The 9,406-nt window shown below is 38.8% G+C and carries 11 protein-coding genes; 6 read left to right on the top strand and 5 right to left on the bottom strand.

From position 1 onward, the window contains the following. Positions 1-51 precede the first annotated feature (51 nt). Entirely contained in the window at positions 52-675 is a 624-nt protein-coding gene (locus tag B3139_RS01300) for a 7-carboxy-7-deazaguanine synthase QueE (protein WP_293879434.1), read from the bottom strand. 651 nt (positions 676-1,326) lie between these two features. On the opposite strand from B3139_RS01300, the gene thrS reads away from it, so the two are divergent. From thrS to B3139_RS01275, 5 genes are all read left to right on the top strand, one after another. Beyond that, positions 1,327-3,252 (top strand): threonine--tRNA ligase, encoded by a 1,926-nt coding sequence (thrS, locus tag B3139_RS01295; protein WP_293879433.1) that lies wholly within the window; start codon positions 1,327-1,329, stop codon positions 3,250-3,252. An 11-nt stretch (positions 3,253-3,263) separates the two neighbouring features. Then, positions 3,264-3,824, top strand: a complete 561-nt coding sequence (gene infC, locus B3139_RS01290; protein WP_075993338.1) for a translation initiation factor IF-3 — start codon at positions 3,264-3,266, stop codon at positions 3,822-3,824. A 39-nt stretch (positions 3,825-3,863) separates the two neighbouring features. Continuing rightward, positions 3,864-4,064 (top strand): 50S ribosomal protein L35, encoded by a 201-nt coding sequence (gene rpmI, locus B3139_RS01285; protein ID WP_002993964.1) that lies wholly within the window; start codon positions 3,864-3,866, stop codon positions 4,062-4,064. A gap of 99 nt (positions 4,065-4,163) precedes the next feature. Further along, on the top strand, positions 4,164-4,508 hold the full coding sequence (gene rplT, locus B3139_RS01280; protein WP_046674462.1) for a 50S ribosomal protein L20: 345 nt from the start codon (positions 4,164-4,166) through the stop codon (positions 4,506-4,508). Between the two features lie 349 nt (positions 4,509-4,857). After that, positions 4,858-5,169: a DUF3060 domain-containing protein gene (locus B3139_RS01275; protein WP_293879432.1), complete on the top strand. Its 312-nt coding sequence runs from the start codon at positions 4,858-4,860 to the stop codon at positions 5,167-5,169. A gap of 62 nt (positions 5,170-5,231) precedes the next feature. On the opposite strand, the gene rimK is transcribed toward B3139_RS01275, so the two are convergent. The 4 genes from rimK to B3139_RS01255 all read right to left on the bottom strand — a co-directional run bounded on the left by rimK (position 5,232) and on the right by B3139_RS01255 (position 8,441). Next, a complete protein-coding gene (gene rimK / locus B3139_RS01270; RefSeq protein WP_293879431.1) occupies positions 5,232-6,167 on the bottom strand; it encodes a 30S ribosomal protein S6--L-glutamate ligase in 936 nt (311 codons plus the stop codon). Between the two features lie 57 nt (positions 6,168-6,224). Continuing rightward, positions 6,225-6,662: an ATP-dependent zinc protease gene (locus tag B3139_RS01265; protein WP_293879430.1), complete on the bottom strand. Its 438-nt coding sequence runs from the start codon at positions 6,660-6,662 to the stop codon at positions 6,225-6,227. 64 nt (positions 6,663-6,726) lie between these two features. After that, on the bottom strand, positions 6,727-7,905 hold the full coding sequence (locus B3139_RS01260; protein WP_293879429.1) for an AIR synthase related protein: 1,179 nt from the start codon (positions 7,903-7,905) through the stop codon (positions 6,727-6,729). Positions 7,906-7,958: 53 nt separating this feature from the next. Further along, positions 7,959-8,441 carry a DNA-deoxyinosine glycosylase gene (locus tag B3139_RS01255; RefSeq protein ID WP_293879428.1) on the bottom strand — a complete coding sequence of 161 codons (483 nt, stop codon included), beginning with the start codon at positions 8,439-8,441 and terminating at the stop codon, positions 7,959-7,961. A gap of 97 nt (positions 8,442-8,538) precedes the next feature. Here B3139_RS01255 and B3139_RS01250 point away from each other — a divergent pair, with 97 nt between their 5' ends. After that, positions 8,539-9,402: an SPFH domain-containing protein gene (locus tag B3139_RS01250; protein WP_293879427.1), complete on the top strand. Its 864-nt coding sequence runs from the start codon at positions 8,539-8,541 to the stop codon at positions 9,400-9,402. Positions 9,403-9,406: the final 4 nt, after the last annotated feature.

Below are 9,406 nucleotides of genomic sequence, written 5' to 3'. Positions count from 1 at the left end.
TTTTCGGACACCCTCTTTTTTGTAACCGCTAATTGAGAAGATATCCAATTATTAGGGAATGTTTAAAAACTTATGTGTTTGTAGCGAAATATCCCATTTCGGATTTTCTTTTACGTATTCAATAATAAAAGGGGTCATTTCTTTTGATTTTGACCATTCAGGTTGAAGATATAATCTGCAGTTTGGTCCAACGAGTTGTGCGTATTCTTCTCCCCATGCGAAATCGCTTTTATTGAAAACGATCACTTTAAGTTCACCAGCAGCTTCTAATACATCTTTGCGAGGCGCTTTGAATTTCTTCGGCGATAAACATATCCAGTCCCATTCACCACTTAGAGGATACGCACCCGAGGTTTCAATAAAGGTCTTAATGCCCGCCTGATGGAGCCCTTTCGTTAGGTAATCCAAATTATAGATAAGGGGTTCTCCACCTGTAATGACAACTGTTTTCGCAGGATATTTCTTTGCGTTTTCGATGATCGAATCTGCTGTTGTAAGCGGATGTATCGAAGCATCCCAGCTTTCCTTTACATCGCACCAGTGGCAACCCACATCGCAGCCCCCCAATCGTATGAAATAAGCAGCAGTCCCGGTGTGGTAGCCCTCACCCTGAATAGTGTAAAATTCTTCCATTAAGGGCAATAGTGTTCCGTCTTCTGGTACTTGATTTGACATAGTTAAAATTTCAGTCTGCAAAAGTAGCAAATATTAATGAGATGCTCAATTTGTCAACTTGCTTTTATCGGGCTTGCTATCATTTTTTAGTCATTCCAATTAACTATTGGATTTATTTATCACATTACTTTACAATAAACTGCTTTCGGAGGTGTAGTGCTAATCTCAACAGCGTACCAAATGGATACCACTTAGTATACTAACAACGAGAAAACACTCTTTTTACAGGGGTATAACGGGGGGAATACAAGGGTATACCCCTGTTAACCCCCTGTTATACCCCTGTTAACCCCTTGTTATTACCCTGTTAATGTTTAAAGTGGTGCGAAGTAATTATTACAACTTACTCCAAGGAGTGAGTGGCTTTCCTTGGCCATTAATACCGGTGCCCAACTCGAGTGTAAAATAGAAATGAGCAAGAGAACAATTTTAATTAGGCCAAAGAGGTGTAATGTATTTAATTGATGGGCGGGAGTGAAAGGAGGGCTGGTACGAGTACAGCGGCCCGTTCAGCACAAAGACATATTATTTATCAAAAATTTTACTAAATTTGTGACACAATTTATTTATTGAAACATAAGTGTAATAACATAATTGTACATGTTGTTTTATGTTTTCTATTTTTTAACGATTTAAAGATCATAGTTGTAAATGATTAATATTACACTACCGGATGGTTCCGTAAGAGCATATCAACAAGGGATCACTGCTGCAGAGATTGCGTTATCAATCTCAGAGGGGCTTGCAAGAAACGTCCTTGCTGCCGAAGTAAATGGTGAAGTGTGGGATTCTGCCCGTGCTATTGAAAATGACGCTACTGTCAAGTTATTGACCTGGAATGATACCAAAGGTAAATCCACTTTTTGGCATTCTTCAGCCCACTTATTGGCTGAGGCTTTGGAGGCATTATATCCTGGGATTAAATTTGGTATTGGTCCCGCGATTGAAACCGGATTTTACTACGATGTTGATTTTGGTGATCGTGAATTCTCGTCTGATGACTTTAAAGCGATCGAAGACAAGATGCTGGAGCTGGCCAAACGAAAAGAAACATTTGAACGTAAAGCTGTTTCGAAATCGGATGCATTGGCTTACTTTACTGAAAAAGGAGATGAGTATAAGCTAGATTTAATCAAAGATTTGGAAGATGGAAAGATTACTTTCTATACTCAAGGGGAATTTACAGATTTATGTCGTGGCCCTCATATTCCAAATACTGGGTTTATCAAAGCGATTAAATTGACTAATGTTGCCGGTGCTTATTGGAGAGGTGATGAGTCTCGCAAACAGTTGACACGAATTTATGGTGTTACGTTCCCGAAGGCATCGGAGCTTACAGAATATTTGAAATTTATAGAAGAGGCGAAAAAACGCGATCACCGTAAACTGGGGAAAGAGTTGGAACTTTTTGCTTTTTCTGAAAAAGTTGGCGCGGGGCTGCCTCTTTGGTTGCCTAAAGGTGCTGCATTACGTCAAAAGCTTATAGATTTTTTACAGAAGGCACAGTTGAACTCAGGGTATGAACCTGTTGTTACTCCTCATATTGGACATAAACAACTCTACGTGACTTCTGGACACTATGAGAAATATGGTGCAGACTCATTTCAACCAATAAAAACTCCTATAGAAGGTGAAGAGTTTTTGTTGAAACCCATGAATTGTCCGCATCACTGTGAGATTTATAAAGTAAAACCACGTTCTTATAAGGATTTACCTGTCCGTTTCGCTGAATTTGGTACGGTATATCGTTATGAGCAATCTGGTGAGCTTCATGGTTTAACAAGGGTTCGTGGGTTTACTCAGGATGATGCGCATTTGTTTTGCCGTCCAGATCAGGTTAAAGATGAATTTAAAAAAGTAATTGATTTAGTTCTTTATGTCTTTGGCGCGCTTGGATTCAATGATTATACTGCACAGGTATCGTTACGTGATCCTGAGAATCGCACAAAGTATATTGGTACCGACGAAAACTGGGCTTTGGCTGAGTCTGCAATTATTGAAGCCGCAGAAGAGAAAGGGTTACCAACGGTAGTGGAATATGGTGAAGCTGCTTTCTACGGCCCTAAACTAGACTTTATGGTGAAGGATGCTTTAGGACGTAAGTGGCAATTGGGAACGATACAAGTAGATTATAATTTACCTGAACGTTTTGAATTAGAGTATACTGGGAGTGACAATATGAAACATCGTCCAGTGATGATCCACCGTGCACCGTTTGGATCTTTAGAACGTTTTGTGGCTGTATTGATTGAACATTGCGCAGGGCAGTTTCCGTTATGGCTTGCGCCTGAGCAATTTATCGTCTTACCAGTGTCAGAAAAATACGAAGAATATGCGCAAAATGTTTTAAATTCGCTAAATAATTCCGATATTCGCGGACTGATAGACTTACGTGACGAGAAAGTGGGCAGAAAAATCAGAGACGCCGAAGTGAAAAAGCTTCCTTATATGTTGATTGTTGGGGAGAAAGAGGTAGAAAATGGCACAGTTTCTGTACGTAAACATGGCTCAGTGGAATTAGGAACTATGACTGCTGAGGCATTTAGAGATATATTAATTAAGGAAATAACCGTTTAATTTTTAAACATTTGGCATTAAAAAGACCAGGTGGTCCAAGACCACCAATGAGAAAGAAAGAACCAGATCACCGCATTAATGAGTTAATCAAGGTACCTGAGGTACGCTTGGTGGGAGATAATGTGGAACAAGGAGTTTTCCCTACGCGCAAAGCGTTAGAGTTGGCTGATGAGTTGGAACTTGATTTAGTGGAGATTTCGCCAAATGCTGTACCGCCGGTTTGTAAGATTATCGACTACAGTAAGTTTGTTTACGAACAGAAGAAGAAACAAAAGGAAATCAAAGCTAATGCAAAACAGACTGTTATTAAAGAAATTCGTTTCGGACCTAACTCTGGTGAGCATGATTTTGAGTTCAAATTGAAGCATGCGATTAAGTTTCTTGAAAGTGGAGAGAAAGTTCGTGCTTATGTACACTTCAAAGGTCGTGCTATTGTACACAAGGATCAAGGTGAAATCTTGTTGTTACGCTTTGCTCAGGCTTTGGAAGATTATGGAAAAGTAGAGCTTTTACCGAAATTAGAAGGTAAGCGCATGTTTTTAACAGTAGCTCCAAAGGCTCCAAAAAAATAAAAAGAATTCTAACAGATTGATATAAAATTTATAAGTATTATGCCAAAAGTTAAAACCAATTCCAGCGCAAAGAAACGTTTCAAATTGACTGGAACAGGTAAAATTGCAAGAAAAAATGCTTTCAAAAGCCACATCTTGACAAAAAAGAGCACAAAACGTAAACGTAACTTAACACAAACAAGTTATGTATCTGATGGCGATATGGGCAACGTAAAACGTATGCTTGCTATCGGTAAATAAGTTTTATTCGATTTTATTTAATAATAATTTTTTAACCGGGTACAGGGTCGTAAGTTCATTGAAATACATGGCACCTTCTACCAAACTAATTTTAAAAATATGCCACGTTCGGTTAACGCAGTAGCTTCTAGAAGAAGACGCAAAAAAATCCTAGGCCTTGCAAAAGGGTACTTTGGATCACGTAGCAAAGTTTATACTATTGCTAAAAATACAGTAGAAAAAGGTTTACAATACGCTTACCGCGATCGTAAAACCAAAAAACGCGAGTTTAGAGCTTTATGGATTCAACGTATCAACGCTGGAGCTCGTCAACACGGAATTTCTTATTCCCAATTGATCGGTAAATTAAATGCTAAAAATATTGGTTTGAACCGTAAGGTTTTAGCTGACTTAGCTTTAAATAACCCAGAAGCTTTCAAAGCAGTTGTAGACGCAGTAAAATAGAGTTTTTAATCCGCTATCAATTTGTTAGAGATATTAAAGGAGCCTTTTAGGCTCCTTTTTTGTTTTAAGGACCTAACTCAATGCTATACTTGATTTTATTTCCAATTGCCTAAGGCTACTTTTAAAAGAATTACAATAATATATTATCGCTCCTCTCCCTGTGGTATTTTAAATTAGGTTTGATTTTTGCTAATCTATAAAAAAGCAAATGATGAACTTAAGAACAATTATATTTAGATTTTCGCTTCTATTGGCCGGGAGCGTGATGATTGCAGCTATGGAGCCATCTTCCTAGGCTGTAAACAACGTTGTTGTTAATCAGCAAGCAAAAGTCATCTTGATTGAAGGCGTGAACAATAACCGTACGATAGAGGCCAAAGCAGGAGAGGTCGTGCAAATAATTGGAGCTGACAATAAAGTGGCCATCCGTGGCAATGTGAGCAAATTGATTATTGAAGGGAAAGGGAATATGGTAACGGGGAATGATATTGCCGCAATTACGATAGAAGGCTCAGACAATATGGTTAATATTGGCTCAGTAGAGACTGTTCAAATTGAGGGGATCAAAAACCATGTTCATTACAAGTCTACAAAAAATAAATCTGGACAGGTGAAAGTGTCTACACAAGGGGCAGACAATATGGTAATGAAAGTGAAATAGTATATAAAGGAAAATGGGCTGATACAACAAGTATTAGCCCAACGTTCCACTATTTTTTATCATTACAATTTACTTTCTCTTTTTTTCTTTTTCTTGACAACTTTAGGCATGTGAGCTTGCTTTAACTCGTATTGTCTTTCAATGTATTGTATTATTTCGGAGGCGATATCCTTTTTGGTTGCTTTCTCAATACCTTCCAAACCAGGAGATGAATTAACCTCGAGTACTAAAGGACCGCGATCTGAAGGGATCATATCCACCCCACAAACTGTAAGTCCCAATTGTGCCGCTGCAGCAACTGCTGTTTCTCTTTCGGCTTTACTTAACCGGATAATCTGAGCTGTTCCACCACGGTGTATATTAGATCTAAACTCACCTTCCTTAGCTGTGCGTTTCATTGCACCTACAACTTTGCCGTCCACCACGAATGCGCGAATATCAGAGCCCTTAGATTCTTTTATGAACTCTTGGATAAGAATATTGTTGCCAAGACCATAGAACGCTTCAATAACAGAAGACGCAGCTTTCTTAGTTTCAGCAAGTACAACACCGATACCTTGAGTTCCTTCCAATAGTTTTATGACTAAAGGTGCTCCGCCAACCATACTGATGAGATCATCTACATCGGAGGCTGTGCGTGCAAAGCCTGTAATCGGGAGTCCGATACCTGCTCCGGATAAAATTTGTAGACATCTTAATTTGTCCCGCGATCGGGTGATGGCTTGACTGGGATTGGCAGAAATAACATCCATGACCTCAAATTGTCTTACAATTGCAGATCCATAGAATGTTACTGAAGCTCCTATGCGAGGAATGATCGCGTCAATATCACTAAGATCCTGTCCTTTGTAATGGATGCTGGGTTTACCTTGCTGAATACCGACATAACACTTGCTGTGATCAATGACGACACATTCATGCCCTCTTTGTTGTGCGGCTTCTACGAGACGACGAGTTGAGTATAAACTCTTTACTGTCGATAATACGGCAATTTTCACGATTTGTATATTGAGTATATTTTGTGCTAAGATAACAAAATAGCTTGGCTATTTGTTTTATTTTACCAGGGTCTTCCTGGATAGATTTTCTTTGGAAACATCAACCAAAAATCTTTTGTATAAGAAATTTTTACCCAAAAGCATGGGATAAGTCATCTGAGATCGATTTCTAAACGAGATCTTAATGTTAAATACCTGATTGTATAATTCAGCTGTTGTGCGGATATAGAAGCGCTTTTCTTCTTGACCGAATGAACTTTTTACAAGTTTTGTTCTATAGAGTTTTAACTTGAGCGTTTTTGTTTCTTTTGTCTCAAAATTTATGATAAGTTCGCAGATAATCCAGTCCTGACCATCTTCCTTAACCACCTTGTACGAGTTGCAGTGTAGTACCGATGAAGCAGCGCCGGTATCGACTTTTGCTTCTATACCATATATTCCCAATTCAGGTAAATCAAGGGTCTCTTTCCAGCCCACAAGAAGTTTTTCTTTCATTTATACCAAATTGAAAAATATAGCCCTGTCCCATGTATAAGCAGGGGACAGGGATAAAAATCTTTTATTCGTAGATAAATTCTCCGTAAGGAGAGGTTATAGTAACTTTTTTAGCAGTAGATTCTTCCACGCGACCTATGATTTGAGCCGGAATGCCAAATGATTCTGAAATAGCAATGATATCCGATGCAATCGATTCAGGTACATATAATTCCATACGATGTCCCATATTGAATACTTTGTACATTTCTTTCCAGTCTGTATTGGATTCTTTCTGTATTAATTCAAAAAGAGGTGGGATCGGGAAAAGATTATCTTTGATGACGTGCACATTATCCACAAAGTGTAAGACCTTTGTTTGCGCTCCACCAGAGCAATGCACCATCCCGTCAATTTGAGAACGATACTTGTCTAGTATTTGTTTGATAACAGGCGCATAAGTACGCGTCGCTGAAAGAACAAGCTTACCCGCAGTTATTTTTTCTCCGGTTTCAACTTCGATTTCATTTGTAAGATCTTGGCTTCCCGCGAAAACTAGTTCGTAAGGAACAGCTGGATCATATGCTTCAGGATATTTTTCAGCTACTTTTTTGTTAAATACATCATGACGTGCAGAAGTTAGTCCATTGGAACCCATTCCGCCATTGTAGGTCTGTTCATAAGTCGCTTTTCCATTGGACGCTAATCCAACAATGACGTTGCCGCCTTTGATACGATGATTTGAAATAACATCTTCACGTTTCATCCGACAGGTTACAGTACTATCCACAATGATGGTGCGAACCAGGTCACCAACATCAGCCGTTTCACCACCAGTAGAATAGATGCCGATTCCCAATTCGCGAAGCTCAGAAAGGATTTCTTCTGTACCATTGATAATTTCCGCAATCACTTCTCCAGGAATGAGGTTTTTATTTCTGCCAATCGTGGAGGAGAGAAGAATATTGTCAACAGCCCCGACACAGAGGAGGTCATCAATATTCATGATGATAGCATCTTGCGCAATACCTTTCCAAACAGAAATATCACCGGTTTCTTTCCAGTATACATATGCCAATGAAGATTTGGTGCCAGCCCCATCAGCATGCATTATATTGCACCATTCTGGATCTCCACCCAAAATATCTGGAATTATTTTGCAAAATGCTTTGGGAAACAGTCCCTTATCTATGTTTTTTATCGCATTGTGCACATCCTCTTTCCCTGCGGATACGCCGCGTTGATTGTATTTTAAATCTGACATCTTACGGCAAAAATAAGCAATAGGACTGAATTAATGAATCTAATTCGTGTAATTTAATCACTTATTATTATACGCCAGTGTTCAATCAAATTTTCGAGATTGCTTTTTGCATTAGCTGGACTTGTGCTTGGTAAACAGCTATAAATAATGCCTGCCTTTTTTTCGAAATGCTTCAGATACAAACTGTATGCTTTTTGTCCATTAAAGATAATATGTTTGATTGAAGTGTGGGTTTCTAGCAGCTCTGCGATCGGATTGGGGCGTTCATTTTGTATGGCTAAATCCATGCTTCCAGGACGAGAGGCTTCAGCACAAACATCCCAAAGACCAATATTGTTTCTAAGTAAGATACCTATCCGGTCGGTATAATTTATTAGCTCCGGTGCGTTGAACAGATATTTGATGACTTTCCAAAATCGATTTTGGGGATGCGCATAATATTCATTTTCCACAAGCGATTTATCTCCGGGTAACGAGCCAAGGATGAGGATCTGGGTAGTCGAACTTACTATAGGCTGAAAGGATCTTTTGAGCATAACCAAAAATAGTAATTTTAAAATTTCATTTGACATATGAAAAAAATAATAGTATATTTATGATATTAAAATGATATCAAATATATATTAAAAAATTATGGAAAAACTTATTAAACCTATGTCAGGCTATTTAGCTTTATTGATTGCTGTTTTCTCTTTTGTCGCAGCAATATTTTCATTTGCTAACGTAGAAGAAAGCTCACTGTATGTCGTATTGGGAGTAGTGTTGATGATCGCTACTTTTTTTATTCTGAAAGGATTAATGATCATTAATCCAAATCATTCCCGTGTATTAAATTTCTTCGGAAAATATGTTGGTACAGTAAAAGAGAATGGTCTTTTCTTTGTCAATCCCCTGTATTCGACTATACGGATAAGTCTTCGTTCAGATAATTTGCAGGGCCAGACACTGAAAGTAAATGACAAGATGGGAAATCCTATAGAGATTGGGGCCGTGATTGTTTGGCAAGTAGGAGACACCTATAAAGCCGCCTATGATGTAAGTAATTACACCTCATATGTGCGTACACAGAGTGAAGCAGCCGTAAGACATTTGGCTGGCAGTTTCCCGTATGATAATCTTGAGGATGAAGGTGCTGAAATTACTTTACGAGAGGGTGGAGATACCGTAAACCATATTCTTGAACAAGAATTGTCGGATCGTTTGGCACCAGCTGGGGTTATTATTAAGGAGGCAAGAATAAGTCATTTGGCTTATGCTTCTGAAATAGCCGGCGCAATGCTTCAAAGGCAACAAGCAGCAGCTATTGTGGCAGCAAGGGCAAAAATTGTGGATGGAGCTGTTGGGATGGTCGAGATGGCCTTAAATAAGTTGTCAGAAAAGGATATCGTAGTGCTAGATAATGAGAAAAAAGCGGCGATGGTCAGCAATTTAATGGTGGTACTCTGTGGAGAGAAAGCAGCGACACCAATTGTGAATACAGGTACGTTGTACCAATAAACGA

It is taken from the genome of Sphingobacterium sp. UBA1498 (genome assembly GCF_002325125.1).
GTDB lineage: Bacteria > Bacteroidota > Bacteroidia > Sphingobacteriales > Sphingobacteriaceae > Sphingobacterium.
The sequence above is the reverse complement of the archived record's forward strand: the minus strand, read 5'-3'. Positions and strand labels throughout refer to the sequence as shown.

Bases quoted from the DNA above. Each gene is read 5' to 3' on its own strand.
- rplT (WP_046674462.1), top strand. From the start codon at position 4,164: ATGCCACGTTCGGTTAACGCAGTAGCTTCTAGAAGAAGACGCAAAAAA.
- B3139_RS01250 (WP_293879427.1), top strand. From the start codon at position 8,539: ATGGAAAAACTTATTAAACCTATGTCAGGCTATTTAGCTTTATTGATT.
- B3139_RS01265 (WP_293879430.1), bottom strand. From the start codon at position 6,662: ATGAAAGAAAAACTTCTTGTGGGCTGGAAAGAGACCCTTGATTTACCT.
- B3139_RS01300 (WP_293879434.1), bottom strand. From the start codon at position 675: ATGTCAAATCAAGTACCAGAAGACGGAACACTATTGCCCTTAATGGAA.
- B3139_RS01260 (WP_293879429.1), bottom strand. From the start codon at position 7,905: ATGTCAGATTTAAAATACAATCAACGCGGCGTATCCGCAGGGAAAGAG.
- B3139_RS01255 (WP_293879428.1), bottom strand. From the start codon at position 8,441: ATGCTCAAAAGATCCTTTCAGCCTATAGTAAGTTCGACTACCCAGATC.
- rpmI (WP_002993964.1), top strand. From the start codon at position 3,864: ATGCCAAAAGTTAAAACCAATTCCAGCGCAAAGAAACGTTTCAAATTG.
- thrS (WP_293879433.1), top strand. From the start codon at position 1,327: ATGATTAATATTACACTACCGGATGGTTCCGTAAGAGCATATCAACAA.